General features: G+C 43.4%; 13 protein-coding genes. 5 read left to right on the forward strand and 8 right to left on the reverse strand.

The genetic code is table 11. The features are described 5' to 3' along the window. Positions 1 to 401: 401 nt before the first annotated feature. From GJU40_RS14670 to GJU40_RS14680, 3 genes are read right to left on the reverse strand one after another with little or no spacing between them, the layout of a single operon-like run. Positions 402 to 1,229 (reverse strand): YihY/virulence factor BrkB family protein, encoded by an 828-nt coding sequence (locus GJU40_RS14670; protein WP_154308825.1) that lies wholly within the window; start codon positions 1,227 to 1,229, stop codon positions 402 to 404. 16 nt (positions 1,230 to 1,245) lie between these two features. Beyond that, positions 1,246 to 1,569, reverse strand: a complete 324-nt coding sequence (locus GJU40_RS14675) for a YtxH domain-containing protein (RefSeq protein ID WP_154308826.1) — start codon at positions 1,567 to 1,569, stop codon at positions 1,246 to 1,248. Positions 1,570 to 1,587: 18 nt separating this feature from the next. Then, positions 1,588 to 2,058 carry a low molecular weight protein-tyrosine-phosphatase gene (locus GJU40_RS14680; RefSeq protein ID WP_154308827.1) on the reverse strand — a complete coding sequence of 157 codons (471 nt, stop codon included), beginning with the start codon at positions 2,056 to 2,058 and terminating at the stop codon, positions 1,588 to 1,590. A 175-nt stretch (positions 2,059 to 2,233) separates the two neighbouring features. Here GJU40_RS14680 and GJU40_RS14685 point away from each other — a divergent pair, with 175 nt between their 5' ends. The 3 genes from GJU40_RS14685 to GJU40_RS14695 all read left to right on the forward strand — a co-directional run bounded on the left by GJU40_RS14685 (position 2,234) and on the right by GJU40_RS14695 (position 4,158). Continuing rightward, positions 2,234 to 3,586 (forward strand): alanine/glycine:cation symporter family protein, encoded by a 1,353-nt coding sequence (locus GJU40_RS14685; RefSeq protein WP_154308828.1) that lies wholly within the window; start codon positions 2,234 to 2,236, stop codon positions 3,584 to 3,586. A 108-nt stretch (positions 3,587 to 3,694) separates the two neighbouring features. Next, positions 3,695 to 3,925 carry a DUF1128 domain-containing protein gene (locus GJU40_RS14690; RefSeq protein ID WP_425481227.1) on the forward strand — a complete coding sequence of 77 codons (231 nt, stop codon included), beginning with the start codon at positions 3,695 to 3,697 and terminating at the stop codon, positions 3,923 to 3,925. 74 nt (positions 3,926 to 3,999) lie between these two features. After that, positions 4,000 to 4,158: a hypothetical protein gene (locus GJU40_RS14695; RefSeq protein WP_154308829.1), complete on the forward strand. Its 159-nt coding sequence runs from the start codon at positions 4,000 to 4,002 to the stop codon at positions 4,156 to 4,158. 24 nt (positions 4,159 to 4,182) lie between these two features. On the opposite strand, the gene GJU40_RS14700 is transcribed toward GJU40_RS14695, so the two are convergent. Both GJU40_RS14700 and GJU40_RS14705 read right to left on the reverse strand, forming a co-directional pair. After that, positions 4,183 to 4,698 carry a type 1 glutamine amidotransferase domain-containing protein gene (locus GJU40_RS14700; protein ID WP_154308830.1) on the reverse strand — a complete coding sequence of 172 codons (516 nt, stop codon included), beginning with the start codon at positions 4,696 to 4,698 and terminating at the stop codon, positions 4,183 to 4,185. An 88-nt stretch (positions 4,699 to 4,786) separates the two neighbouring features. Continuing rightward, entirely contained in the window at positions 4,787 to 5,725 is a 939-nt protein-coding gene (locus GJU40_RS14705) for an alpha/beta hydrolase (protein ID WP_170289421.1), read from the reverse strand. 133 nt (positions 5,726 to 5,858) lie between these two features. On the opposite strand from GJU40_RS14705, the gene GJU40_RS14710 reads away from it, so the two are divergent. Then, the gene (locus GJU40_RS14710; protein ID WP_154308832.1) at positions 5,859 to 7,334 is read left to right on the forward strand and encodes an FAD-dependent oxidoreductase; all 1,476 of its coding nucleotides are present in this window, start codon (positions 5,859 to 5,861) and stop codon (positions 7,332 to 7,334) included. 100 nt (positions 7,335 to 7,434) lie between these two features. On the opposite strand, the gene treR is transcribed toward GJU40_RS14710, so the two are convergent. The 3 genes from treR to treP form a co-directional block, all read right to left on the reverse strand. Next, on the reverse strand, positions 7,435 to 8,151 hold the full coding sequence (gene treR / locus GJU40_RS14715) for a trehalose operon repressor (RefSeq protein WP_154308833.1): 717 nt from the start codon (positions 8,149 to 8,151) through the stop codon (positions 7,435 to 7,437). Positions 8,152 to 8,177: 26 nt separating this feature from the next. After that, positions 8,178 to 9,863, reverse strand: a complete 1,686-nt coding sequence (gene treC / locus GJU40_RS14720; protein WP_343031568.1) for an alpha,alpha-phosphotrehalase — start codon at positions 9,861 to 9,863, stop codon at positions 8,178 to 8,180. An 89-nt stretch (positions 9,864 to 9,952) separates the two neighbouring features. Continuing rightward, positions 9,953 to 11,365 (reverse strand): PTS system trehalose-specific EIIBC component, encoded by a 1,413-nt coding sequence (gene treP / locus GJU40_RS14725; RefSeq protein ID WP_343031569.1) that lies wholly within the window; start codon positions 11,363 to 11,365, stop codon positions 9,953 to 9,955. A gap of 324 nt (positions 11,366 to 11,689) precedes the next feature. Between treP and GJU40_RS14730 the strand changes: the two genes are divergently transcribed. After that, positions 11,690 to 13,642, forward strand: coding sequence for a DUF4910 domain-containing protein (locus GJU40_RS14730; RefSeq protein ID WP_154308835.1), 1,953 nt, complete (start codon positions 11,690 to 11,692; stop codon positions 13,640 to 13,642). Positions 13,643 to 13,702 lie beyond the last annotated feature (60 nt).

Raw genomic sequence — 13,702 nt, forward strand, 5'->3', positions numbered from 1 at the left:
AAAGAAAATAATATCCAATTTTTGGATAACTGGGTTCAATTACAACCCCCTAGACTTTTTGGCTCTGAACGAAGAAGCTTGGATGGTAAAATTATACTTAAATTACATATAGAGTAAAATCGGTATACCCTTGTGGATATTTTTACAATGCTAGTGGAGGAACTCCGCCTATTCAGAAAAAACAATGAAAGTGGACTTAAATAAACGGAGACATTCCGGCTATGCGTCCAAAAAGCCTTAAAATGGAGTATTTTCAGCAGCTTAAGCGGAATTCCTTCCCTTATTTCCTCTAAAATCAGCCGATTTTTTCATTTAACCGGAAAAGTTCCGTTTATTTTTGAATGAATCCAGGACTCATTGTATTTTTCAATGATGATCACACCTCCCCCCGCACTCCCCTGCTACTTTGCGCTGTGCCGTTTATAAAAAGCGGCGTTCAGTTCTCCGCCCAGGATAATCATCATTCCGGTGATGTAAAACCAAATCATAAGTATGATGATGCCTCCGATGCTTCCATACATTGCACTGAAATTCGCAAAGCTTGTGACAAAGTAGGAGAAAATGGCCGAGGCGGCAATCCAGCCGATCGTGGAGAAGGCGGCGCCCGGAAGGACATGTTTCAGCAAAAGGTGTTTATTGGGGGCAAATAAATATAGTGCTGCAAAAACAACGAAGAGTATTAAAGCACTAAGCACCCAGCGAATGGCGTTCCACAGGTGAAAGAACAGTTCTGAGAATCCAAATAACGAAAAGATAAAAAGGCCGATTTCATGTCCGAACACTGGCAGCAGCAGGGCTACTATGATGACAAAAACCATGGCAAAGGTTAACAAAATGGAAATGCCTCTGGCAGCAAAAAAAGAGCGGCTTTCGCTTACTTCAAAGGCTTTGTTCAGCGCTCTCACGATGGAGTGGATACCGTTGGATGCTGACCAGATTGTTGCCAGAATTCCAAAAGACAGCAAGCCGCCGTTTTGTGTGTTGAGGACCTGCGAGAGGATATTTTCAATCATCAGCATTGTACCTTCCGGCGCGTATTGAGCAAGAAAGCTTAGTACATCTTCTTCGGAGAGAGGAAGAAAGCCGAATAAGGTAATTAGAAAAATGAGAAACGGAAAGAGAGATAACAGAAAAAAGTAGGCTAGCTCTGCTGACATACCTGTTACATCATCGTTGAAAAAGCGCTTCATTAGCTCTGCCAAAAAAGATTCTTTTCTGTTGTCCCTCATATAAGGATACCTCGATTCAGGAAGATTTTTTCTGGAAGATTTCCTTTGTTTCTTGAATAAACTCCAGTACCTGAGGTGTTGTTTTCTTCAGTTCCTGAAATTTTTCATTGTAGAATGCCCAGTCATCTTGCAGAGAATCGACAGTTGAGCGTGTTTCATCAATTTTTGTTCTAACCTGCTCGGCCAGCGATTCCGGGTTTTGATAGATGTCAATCGCCTTATTTTTCGCTCTTTGCCCGCTTTCTATTACTTTCGTGCGCGTTGGTTTGTCGAGAAGTGAAAGCACCGCCCCCGCAGCAGCTCCAACAAGAATGCTTTTAAAAAGTTTATTTAAACCCATAGTATTTTGCTCCTTTTCTCAGAGATTGTGCTCTTTTTTTATGTATTGCAGCAGATGTTTGCAGCCGCTGCTGATCAATTCATACGTTTCTTCAAAATTGTTCGTAAAATAAGGATCCGGGACATCTGACAGGTTCGCTTCGTCCACAAAGTCAAGCAGCCTTCCAATATACCCTGTTTTAGTATACCCAGCCATGCGGCGAAGATTTCCAAGGTTTTCAGCATCCATCGCAATAATATAATGATGACTTGTTAAATCCTTCTCTTCCACTTTTCTTGCCAGTAATCCTTCATAGGAGATCGTATTGCTGTCCAGTATCCTCCGCGTTCCTTCATGAGGCGGCTTTCCAATATGCCAGTCTCCCGTTCCTGCAGAGTCCACGGCAATTTTATGTTTCAGTCCTTCTTCGGCCGCATAATGTTTCATGATTGCTTCAGCCATGGGTGATCGGCATATGTTGCCCAGACAGACAAAGAGTATAGAAATCAAGTAGCTGACCTCCTTTCTATTCATATTTTATACCTAAATCGTATTTCTGTTTTACCAAAAATGCAACTTTCAATCCAATTATGTAAAAAGACTTGACATTTGCGTGATATTTTCAGAATATTCTTATATGGGTAGATAGACATTTGTCCATTCTTAATAAACGGGAGGGGAATGTATGGCTTGGATTGGAACAGTGAGTGATCTTATTTGGGGTCCTCCATTATTGATCTTGCTTGTTGGTACAGGTATTTATTTGACAATCAGGTTAGGATTTTTGCAGCTCAGACTTTTGCCTTATTCTTTAAAAATTGCTTTCAGCAGGAAGCAGGATAAGAAATCTGAGGGAGATATCTCTCACTTTCAGGCTTTGATGACCGCTCTTGCAGCAACTGTAGGAACTGGTAACATTGCGGGTGTCGCGACTGCCGTATTTACCGGCGGGCCAGGTGCTGTTTTCTGGATGTGGATTTCCGCCTTGTTCGGTATGGCTACAAAGTATGCCGAGGCTGTCCTTGCAGTCAAATACCGTGTTGTTGATAAGAATGGAGAAATGTCCGGAGGTCCTATGTATTATCTGGAAAGAGGACTGGGACAAAAATGGCTCGGTGTTTTATTTGCCTTTTTTGGTGCCATTGCTGCTTTTGGAATTGGAAACCTGGTACAATCCAACTCCGTGGCAGATGTTATGAGTTCTGCTTTTTCAATTCCTAATTGGGTGACTGGTCTTATTATTACTATTTGTGTAGCATTAGTAATTCTTGGAGGCATTAAGAGTATCGGAAAGGTTACCTCTTATTTTGTTCCGGTTATGGCACTTTTCTATACAATTGCCGGACTGATTGTCATGATCCTGAATGCAGATCTTGTACCGGGTGCTGTGGCATTAATTTTCTCTGATGCCTTCACAGGTGAGGCGGTTGCAGGGGGAGCGATCGGGACAGTAATCCGCTGGGGTGTGGCGCGCGGTGTGTTTTCAAATGAAGCAGGTCTGGGTTCTGCTCCAATTGCTGCAGCGGCTGCCAAGACCGACTATCCAGGGCGTCAGGCACTCGTGTCTATGACGCAGGTATTTATTGATACAATTATCATCTGTTCCATCACGGGAATTACACTGGTTATGGGCGGCCTTTATACCGGTGATCAAAAAGGTGCAGAATTAACGTCCGCTACATTTGCAAAGTTCCTTGGGACACCAGGGTCAACGATTGTCGCAATCGGTCTTTTGTTCTTTGCTTTTTCAACCATTATCGGCTGGTCGTATTATGGGGAAAAATGCTTCTCATATTTATTCAGCCAAAAGGTTGTAAAATACTACAGAATTGTGTTTGTGCTCGCAGTATTTGTCGGCGCCATTTCTACGCTGGAAGCGGTGTGGGGCATTGCTGATATTATGAACGGCTTAATGGCCTTCCCTAACTTAATCGGTCTTTTGGGACTCTCAGGGGTGGTTATTGCTGAAACGAAGAGATTCCTCAAAGTCATTCAGGAAGAAAAAGAACAAAGCAAAAAAGGGGACGTCTCTCTCTGATGACTCTATGAACCATCCTTTAAAGCCGGGCAGCCGGCTTTTTCTTTTTTCATGAGTTGTCCTCTTTCGTGATACAATACATATAAAACGTGTTGTGAAAGGATGGTTATGTTGAATTTAACAGAGAAGTCTTCTGAAAACGTTGAATACATGATCGAACAGATTAAAGAAAAGCTGAAAGTGATTAATATTGGAGCGATTAAACCTTCTCATTTTGACGGGGAAATGTATGAAGAACTCAGAGATATTTATGAGCATGTGATGAAAAAAGACACATTCAGCCCGAGAGAAATGCAGGCAATTGTTGAAGAACTCGGCAATCTCCGCAAAGAATCTTAAGCACAAAAAAGATTTGTGAATACATAGACTGCCTTTCCCGCTTGCTGCATATATGTCAGTAAGGGGGAATGACGATGGCGGGATGGTGGCTGGCTACACTCGTTCTTGTATTCTTTTTGTTTATTGCAATCTTCTTTATTATTGCTGCTTTAAAATCTGCAGTGAACACAGAGGATGCTGTTACAATTGATCCTCTTCCGGGTCCTTCTGATGGGACAAAAAGAAACGAGTAGCCGCGGGGCTACTCGTTTCTTCTATTATGATAATACATTTAGAGATTCTTCGATAAACGCCGGGATATCATCAGGCGTTCTGCTTGTGACCAGCTGGTTGCCGCAGACGACTACTTCCTTGTCATGTACGTTTGCTCCCGCATTTTCCAAGTCTTTGTGAATGGATACAAAGCCTGTAATATCTCTTCCTTTAAGAGCATCAGCATTGATCAGCAGCTGCGGTCCATGGCAGATTGCCATAACCGGCTTGTTGTCATCCATGAATGATTTTGCAAAGTCGACAAATTTGTCATCCGCTCTCAGCATATCCGGTGAAAAACCTCCCGGAATAAACAGCGCATCAAATTCCGATGGATTCACATCATCAATTCCTGCGTCCACCTGAATTTCAGCATCTCCCTGCTTTCCTTTTACCGTTTTCCCTTTTTCGTTTTCAATTACAGTTAGTTCATGGCCTGCTTCCTTGAATGACTTCGCAGGATCCGTATATTCCACATCTTCAAAGTAATCTGTCATTACAACAGCAATTTTTTTACTCATTGTCAGCATGCCTCCCAAGCACATTTATTTGTTGATAGTTAAAATGTACCCGGTTTACAGCTGATGAAACATAGAAAGGCGCCGCCCTTCATGACAGCTCCTTTAAGCTCAGCTGTTTGTTTTCAACTTCTTTAATAAAGTCGCCAACCATCTTTTCATAGCGTTTTGGATCTGTCAAAAATGCTTTGGCATGCTCAGCTTTAGGGACGAGATAGAGCCTTTTTAACCCCGCTGCCAGCTTATACATTTTCCTGCTCATCTCAACAGGAATAAACGAGTCATCACTGCCGTGAATAAACAGGATCGGAGTTGAAATGTTCTCGAGTCCCTTGATAGGAGAGATTTGTGAAAAACTCCATCCGCACCTGAATTTAATGATCAAACTGGTTATGGTAATCAAGGGGTAAAACCTGACTCTGAAGTCCTGAACCAGCCTCAGCCGAAGAAGCGAGGTGAAATCATGAAAGGCACAGTCAGCTATGCAATAGGCAATCCGGGTTTCCTCTTTTATGCACTGCAATGCACTGGCAGCACCGAGAGATTCCCCCAGCACACCAATGACCGCACCCTTCCCGAATTTTTCTTCAAGAAAATCAATCCATGCTTTAAAATCATCTTTTTCAAAATAGCCGAAAGAGGTATGATCGCCCCCGCTTAACCCGTGATAACGGTGATCACAGAGCAGGACCGAATAGCCCATTCTTTGAAACATCGGCACATATTTCAGGCTGCCGAACAGTGACCAAGTAATGCCATGTGCGATCAGAATTGCTTTTTTGCTTTCTGCCACAGAGAAAAGCATTCCGTGAATTTCATATCCATGATAAGAATCAATAAAAACCTCCTCTTTTCTGTACTGATGAAAGGTGTTTTCATTGATTTCGCCGCTCATCACTCCCTTGCGGAACGTGTCCTCATAAGAAAATTTCCGCGGGAAAATAATCGCGTTTGCCAGAAGTGTACACAGTACAATACAACAGACCAGAACTGCTACTAACGTCCATAAAAGAGATATCCACATCATCATCACCTGCACATATCTTTTGTTGAAATATCATATTACATACAAGCCCGGGTGGTGAGCAAAAGGCACATTTAAAATATTTTCTCACTGGAAAAGCAGGTAAAATTAAGAAAACTCGTAGAAATGGGAGCTGCTCATGAAAAAAGTTCTGATTGTTGGAGGAGGAATTGGCGGACTCACAGCCGGTGCCCTGCTTCAAAAGCAGGGATATGAAGTGACAGTCCTGGAAGCCTCAAATGAATGGGGCGGCTGCGCAGGCAAGTTTTCAAGAAAGGAATTTCTTTTTCCTGCCGGCGCGACGCTGGGAATGGGCTTTGAAGAAGGCGGCATTCACCGCCGCATCTTTCAGGAGCTCGATATTAATTTTCAGGAAGCAAAGCTGCTTCATCACATTATGGATATTGTTACGCCCGAGAGAACCATCAAATATGTGAAAGATAAGGAGGCCTTTCTGCAGGAGCTCTCTTCTCACTTTGAGGATGAAGCCCTACAGATTAGGAGTTTCTTTCAGGAAGTATGGCGGATTGGAAATGAAGTAAAAAAACTGATTGCACCGCTTCCCGCTCTTCCTCCCGCTTCACTTAGTGACTGGAATAGACTATTTCGTTCACTAAAGCCCGGAACGGTCAGGTTGCTGCCGTATTTACCGATGACACTATTTGATCTGCTTAGAAAGCATAACCTGCATCAGCACTCTTCCTTTGTGCAGCTTCTGAATGCGGTTGTCATTGATTCCATGCAGACAACAACGCGCGAATGCAGTGCTGTGATGGGGGCTTATGCTCTTTCCATTTATCATGAGGGAGCCTTTTACCTTAGAGGCGGTTTGTATGAGGCTGCACATGCCCTTCATGCATCCATTGCTGATCACGGAGGCCACACCCGGCGAAACACCCGTATTACCTCCATCGTAAAAGAAGGAAGGAGCTACAAGGCAACTGATGCGAAAGGAAACAGCTGGGGTGCAGACCACATTGTCTGCAACATGCCACTAGCAAACTTTGTGGCACTCCTGTCTCCACATTTAAAGAAGAAACTGTCATCAGCATATAGAAAAAAACAGGCGGAAAGCCAGTGGGGTGCTGTGACGCTTTATCTGGCTGTAGAGGAAGCTCTCATTCCCGATCACTTTCCTTTGTTTCAGATACTTCTCGGGGAAGTAAGTGATTCAATGGCTGAAGGGAGCCATATTTTTGTTTCCACTTCTGAGGCTGGAGACAATAAAAGAGCTCCGGCAGGCTATCGGACCTTAACAGTCAGCACCCATACTGATCTCAAGAGATGGAGTACAAAAGAGGAATATGACAAAAACAAGGAAGCAGTCACTGCAAAAATGATGGCGCTGCTGGAAACTGCACTACCCGGCGTTGAAAAGAATTTGATTATGAAAATAACAGGGGCGCCAAGAGCGTGGGAAAGGTTTACAGGAAGAAAGGGTGGTATGGTTGGAGGATACCCTCAAAATCATCAGCATGCACTCTTCAAAAGCCTCTCGCACCGGACAGGCATACCTGGAATCTGGCTGTGCGGAGACAGCGTTTTTCCCGGAGCAGGTACAATTGGGGTTTCTGTCAGCGGCTACCATGTGTATCGGTCAATCTCAAACCAGTAAAAGCGGACAAGTTTTGCACACAATAAGAAAAAACCGGAGTCTCCGTTTTTCCTTCAGCTGCCTGAAAGAGCGGAGAACCCGGTTATGCAATGTAGTTCCTTTAATGGCCGCGTCTTGCAAAATCGACAAAGCGAAACTTATCAAGCCTGTGACGCGATTCTGTGTATTCAAACAGTGTGGCATCATCAAGATACACATAGTTTCTGACAACAACAATATGCTGAAAGTTTTCTAAATCCAGATACAGCTTGTCTTCTTCTGTGCAATCTTCCACCACAATTTCTTTTTTTGCAAAACTGATTTTTAAATGCAGTGTTTTTTCCAGATATTCATAAATAGAATTCTCTGCAATCTCCTTCGTGAGGAGCGGCACACTTTTTTTCAAAAAATAATCTTTATCAAGGATAATTTTCTCTCCATCTATTTCCCTGGAGCGGATGACTTCCCATATTTCATCCTTGCTGCCCGCCTGCAATTGGCTCATCAAAAACCTGTCAGGCTGCAGCAGGCCGAACTTATGCACCGTTGTCCTTGACGGCTTGCCCAGATTTTGCGCAAGCTCTTTAAAACTGACAAGACCTGAAACCGGAAAATTAAGCTTTTCTACATCCAGCACAATCGATCCTTTTCCCTTTATCTTTTGGATAAAACCGTTTTGCGCCAGAAGTGTCAGAGCTTTGCGGATGGTTTCTCTGGAAGTGCCATAAATCTCTGCCAGTTCATGCTCAGAAGGTATGGTGCTGTTCCGCTGCAATTCTCCGCTCTTTATTTTCCCGCTCAAATCCTGATAAATTGCCATAAACTTATTTGTTTTCATCCTTCTCACCACTATTTATCTTACCACTACTTGACTAAGTGATAAACAACTGATTCGTAAGGACGTAAGGTAATTCTCCGGTAATCTTCAGAAGAATCATCATAATTGGAGAGCAGGATAGAGCTTTCAAATCCTTCTGTTTCCACTGAAGATGGCAGTTCGAACACTGTATTCTTTGCATAAAAATTGTTGATGACCAGAAGCTTTTCCGTTTCTGTGCTGCGGACATATGCAAAGATATCCTGATGATCATCAAGAATCAGCTGATAATCGCCATCTGTAATAATATCGTATTTTTTACGCAGTTTTATCAGTTTCTTATAATGATAAAGAACTGACTGAGTGTTCTCCACTGCATTGGCTGCATTATGCTCCCGGTAGTTTTTAGCTACAGGAATCCACGGGGTTCCTTCCGTAAAGCCTGCGTTTTCAGAAGAATCCCATTGAACAGGCGTGCGTGAATTGTCCCTCGACTTGCTTTTCAGAATCTCAAGAATGTCTTCTTCCTTCATGCCTTCTGCTCTCATCATATTGAAGATATTAATCGATTCAACATCACGATATTCGTCAATGCTTTCAAATTTAGGGTTGGTCATTCCAAATTCTTCACCCTGATAAATGTAAGGTGTACCCTGCATAAGATGAACCGTTGTTGCCAGCATCTTTGCAGATTCAGAATGATATTTTCCGTCGTCTCCATAGCGCGACACAACACGCGGCTGATCGTGATTGCACCAGAACAGTGCATTCCAGCCTCCGCCCCTATGCATCTCAACCTGCCAGGTGGACAGAATATTCTTTAATGCCTGAAAGTCGAAGTCAGCTAGCGCCCATTTCTCTCCATTTGGATAATCTACTTTTAGGTGATGAAAATTAAAAGTCATGCTCAGTTCTTTAGATTCGGGATTGGTGTACTGTATACAATGATCAATCGTCGTTGACGACATTTCACCGACCGTCATGCTGTCATATTTAGAAAATACTTCTTTGTTCATTTCCTTCATGAATTCATGCACGCGAGGTCCGTCTGTATAAAACTTGCGTCCGTCCCCAGGCGCCACACTGCCATCGTCATCTGGAAAGTCCTGATCCTTGGAAATAAGGTTCACCACATCCAGACGGAAGCCGTCCACGCCTTTTTCAAACCAAAAGCGCATCATATCGTACAATTTTTCGCGAAGCTCTTCATTTTCCCAGTTTAAGTCAGCCTGTGTGACGTCAAACAGGTGGAGATAGTATTGATCTGTTTGCTCATCGTGCTGCCAGGCGGAGCCGCCGAATTTTGATATCCAGTTGGTTGGCTCAGAGCCATCTTTCTTAGCGTCTTTCCATATATAATAGTCCCGGTAAGGATTGTCTTTTGATTTTTTCGCCTCTTGAAACCATTCATGATAAGTAGAGGTATGGTTTACAACAATGTCCATAATGATTTTTAATCCGCGCTGATGTGCTTCTTCCAGGAGACGGTCAAAATCCTCCATCGTCCCGTATTCTTCATGAATGGAGAAGTAGTCACTAATGTCATAACCATTATCATATTGCGGGGATTTATATATTGGAGTAAGCCAGACAACATCAACGCCCAGCTCTTTCAGATAGTCGAGCTTATCAATAATTCCCTGCAAATCACCTACACCATTTCCCGATGTATCATTAAAGCTTTTCGGATAAATTTGATAAACGACTGATTTTTTCCACCAAGGTTGTTCCACGAACAAGCACCACCTAAAAAAAGATTTGATAAAATACGAATACCACTGGTGCAAATTGCACCAATGGCATATTTTGTTTTTGTTCTCTCTTACTTTTCTACTTTTCTAAGCTTGCCAAACACAAATGTAATGATGAACGGGATGACAATCGCAATAGCCATACCGATGAAGAAAGGCGCCCATTTGTCAGGTACGATAGACAGGAATCCAGGAAGCCCTCCTACCCCAATGGAAGGTGCAATAACTCTGTTGATTGTAATGAACATACCTGCAATTGAAGCACCGATCATTGCTGCGAAGAATGGGAATCGGTAACGCAGGTTCACCCCGAACATTGCCGGTTCTGTAATACCAAGGGAAGCAGACACAGCAGATGTGAAGGATAAGCCCTTCAGTTTTTCATCTTTCAGGATAAACATCATCGCAAGTGCAGCAGATCCCTGTGCAAGGTTAGACATTACCAAAATCGGCCACAAGAACGTACCGCCTGTATTCGAAATCAACTGAAGATCAACCGGAAGGAATGTATGGTGCATTCCTGTCACCACAAGCGGTGCATATAAAGCTCCGTACAGCAATCCTCCGATTGCAGGAAGCGCATCAAATAGTCCTACGAAAACACCAGTAACAGCATTACCAATTGTAAACGTGATTGGCCCTATTGCGATGAAAGCAAGAAAGCCTGTTACAAGCAAAGCAATAGGAGCTACAAGCAAAAGCTGAAACGCATCAGGAATCTTTTTGCGCAAGCCGATTTCAATTTTAGATAGTACCCAGGCTGCCGCCAATACCGGAAGCACCTGACCTTGATAGCCAACTTTCTGTACATCAAGACCGAATAAATTCCAAGTCGGAATTTCGCCTTCCTGCTGTGCCGCACCCCAGCCCCATGCATTCAATAAATCAGGATGAACAAGCATTAACCCTAATACAATACCAAGCAGGGGACTTCCGCCAAAGCGGGTGGCCGCAGACCAGCCTATCAAACCTGGCAGGAACACGAATGCTGTATTCGCAATCAAGTTAATGATATTTGCAAGATCAGCCCATTGAGGGTATGCCTCTACAACTGACTGCTCAAAGAAAATTCCAGGTCCTGTAAGGACGTTGTTAATCCCCATCAGCAAACCTGCTGTCACGATAGCCGGCAGTATCGGAATGAAAATATCCGCAAGCGTTTTAATAGCACGCTGCAAAGGATTCAAGTTTCCTTCAGATGCCTTTTTTACATCTTCCTTGGAAGCTTCCCCAACACCAGTTTCCTCAACAAGCTCTTTATACACCTTGTCCACTGTACCTTGCCCGATCACAACCTGAAACTGTCCGTTAGTGGAGAAAGATCCCTTTACAAGATCAATATTTTCCAATTTCTCACTGTCCACTTTCCCTTCATCCTTCAGTGCAAAACGAAGGCGTGTAACACAATGTGTCGCTGCAGCAATATTATCCTTACCGCCAACAGCTTCCACTATCTGGCGTGCTGCTTCTCTGTTTGTACTCACTAAGATAACCTCCTCGTAATCGTTTTCAAATTATAGAATGATAGCAGTTAAACACTGATAGTATAAGTAACTTTCGGATCCTTTATCCTTTTGACCTAACCTAAGGGATCCAAAACATTTATAACCGCTTTCAATTAACATTTTAAGCTGTATATACAACTTATGAACTAATCATATACCTGTATATACAAGTTGTCAACCAAAAATATAAATCGCTTTCAGGGACAAGGGGACAGGTCCCTTGTCCCACGTCCCTTGTCCCGGAAAAGGAATTCTGCCTCCCTCACTCGAATTGTAATAGTAACCGCACTGGAGGGGATTGCAATGTTCAAAGAGTTGAAAAAAATTATTGAAGAAGAGTTATCAGGCAGACAGGCTTTTCGGTATGCCGACCGTATCGCCCAGTATCACCGCATTCAGGCATCACCAGGGTATCGGGAGGCAGCCCATGAAGTCATGAAGTTATTAAAAAGAGACGGTGTGGATGCTGAACTCGTTTCCTATCCTGCTCAATTTGGCGAGCGTTTCCTTTCACATCATTCCTTCAAAGAATGGTCGTGCCATAGTGCCGAATTATGGATAGAAACACCGGAACGCAAACGAATTGCCAGATTTCAAGAGGAAGAAATTTCACTGGTCCAAAGAAGCATCTCCACACCGGAAGAAGGTCTGAAGGCTGAACTCGTCGTCATTGAAAATGCCGAGGATGAAACCAGTTATATGGGATGTAACCTTGAAGGCAAGATGGCACTAGTTAGAGGAGATCAGTTTATTATTCATGCATTAGCTGTTGAAAAATATAAATGCGCCGGGCTCATCTTTGACAACCTCGCTGAATTCAAGCCCATCAGGACACGATTAGATTTACCCGACACCCGCCAGTATACATCCTATTGGTGGCATCATGATGAAGAAGTAAAATCCTTCGGGTTTGTCGTCTCCCCACGGATTGGTGAAGAGCTGAGAAATCTGGCGAGAAAGGGAACAGTCCATTTAAAGGCAACCGTAAAAACAGATCTGCAGGATGGCCACTTCCAAAACATTGAATACTTCATTCCCGGCAAAAAAGATCAGGAAATTCTGCTCGTCAGCCATCTATGCCATCCCTTTCCAGGAGGGCAGGACAATGCATCAGGTCCCGGCACCTTAATGGAAGTGATGCGGACAATCACACATTTAATAAAGGACGGAAAACTGCCGCAGCCGGAACTTGGAATCCGCTTTTTAATGATGCCGGAAATGACAGGAACGGCTGCCTACTTTCATCAGCATCAAGATAGAATTAGCAAAACCATCGCAGCATTAAATCTTGATATGGTCGGAGGTGACCAAACGAAAGGCGGCGGACCGCTCTGTATTGAACAGCCGCCAATGGCTGTCCCCACATTTTTGGACAGGTTCGCCAGCAAGCTGTTTGAGAGTACAGCCAACAACACAACCAACTTCACCGGCACTTCAGAATACAGTACCGTTCACTATGTGCAAACACGCTTCTCCGGCGGAAGCGATCACTATATCATTTCAGACCCGACCATCGGCATTCCTTGTCCTATGCTGATTCAATGGCCGGATAAGCATTACCACACCACCTCAGATTCTACGAACCATCTTGATGAAAACATGATGAAGCTGGTTGGGACTGTCACTGCCCTATATAGCTACAGTCTGGCAAACGGACAAGAAGAGGAATGGATTGCTTATACTTTGCAGCACATAGGCACCACAGGATTTCATTTGAATAATGCCAGAGAGTGGCTGGTAAAAGATAACCCTGCTAAAAAGGAATTTCATCCTGCATTCTCCTTCTATGTTCAATATGAAAAGGACTCCCTTGCCCAGCTGGAACAGTATGCAAAAACTCGAGGTTTCAACAGCATGTCAGAAAAAATACAAAGCCTGAAAAATTTGATTGAAAAGCAAGCGGAAATAATTGCTGCTATAGGTGATGATGGACTATCAGAGAAAACAGTTATCAAGGAAAAACTGCACTGGACAAATAATATCTATAAAAGAAACTTTCAAGGGCCAATCCGCACGATTGATGAAATAGCTTCCCTGCCTGTAGAGGAACGGTACCGCTGGTTAAAAGAAACACAATATAACATACCGATGGGCTATGAAGACTTCATACTCTACTGGATGGACGGAAAACGGACAATCCAGGAAGTACTAGATCTAACGTATTTTGAAACTGGCCAGCTTTTTCCTGACTATGTATCCAGCCTCATAGAACTCTACATAAAGCTGGAGGTTATTCAAAGTGTCGGAGAAGCATAACTCCTTGGAAACACCCACGGTAATTCGGCGTTGATGCTTAAAACCGAATTATATAATCAC

It is taken from the genome of Metabacillus lacus (assembly GCF_009674805.1).
Classification (GTDB): domain Bacteria; phylum Bacillota; class Bacilli; order Bacillales; family Bacillaceae; genus Metabacillus_C; species Metabacillus_C lacus.

Bases quoted from the DNA above. Each gene is read 5' to 3' on its own strand.
- GJU40_RS14710 (WP_154308832.1), top strand. From the start codon at position 5,859: ATGAAAAAAGTTCTGATTGTTGGAGGAGGAATTGGCGGACTCACAGCC.
- GJU40_RS14670 (WP_154308825.1), bottom strand. From the start codon at position 1,229: ATGAGGGACAACAGAAAAGAATCTTTTTTGGCAGAGCTAATGAAGCGC.
- GJU40_RS14695 (WP_154308829.1), top strand. From the start codon at position 4,000: ATGGCGGGATGGTGGCTGGCTACACTCGTTCTTGTATTCTTTTTGTTT.
- GJU40_RS14685 (WP_154308828.1), top strand. From the start codon at position 2,234: ATGGCTTGGATTGGAACAGTGAGTGATCTTATTTGGGGTCCTCCATTA.
- GJU40_RS14700 (WP_154308830.1), bottom strand. From the start codon at position 4,698: ATGAGTAAAAAAATTGCTGTTGTAATGACAGATTACTTTGAAGATGTG.
- GJU40_RS14690 (WP_425481227.1), top strand. From the start codon at position 3,695: ATGTTGAATTTAACAGAGAAGTCTTCTGAAAACGTTGAATACATGATC.
- GJU40_RS14730 (WP_154308835.1), top strand. From the start codon at position 11,690: ATGTTCAAAGAGTTGAAAAAAATTATTGAAGAAGAGTTATCAGGCAGA.
- treR (WP_154308833.1), bottom strand. From the start codon at position 8,151: ATGAAAACAAATAAGTTTATGGCAATTTATCAGGATTTGAGCGGGAAA.
- GJU40_RS14675 (WP_154308826.1), bottom strand. From the start codon at position 1,569: ATGGGTTTAAATAAACTTTTTAAAAGCATTCTTGTTGGAGCTGCTGCG.
- GJU40_RS14705 (WP_170289421.1), bottom strand. From the start codon at position 5,725: ATGATGATGTGGATATCTCTTTTATGGACGTTAGTAGCAGTTCTGGTC.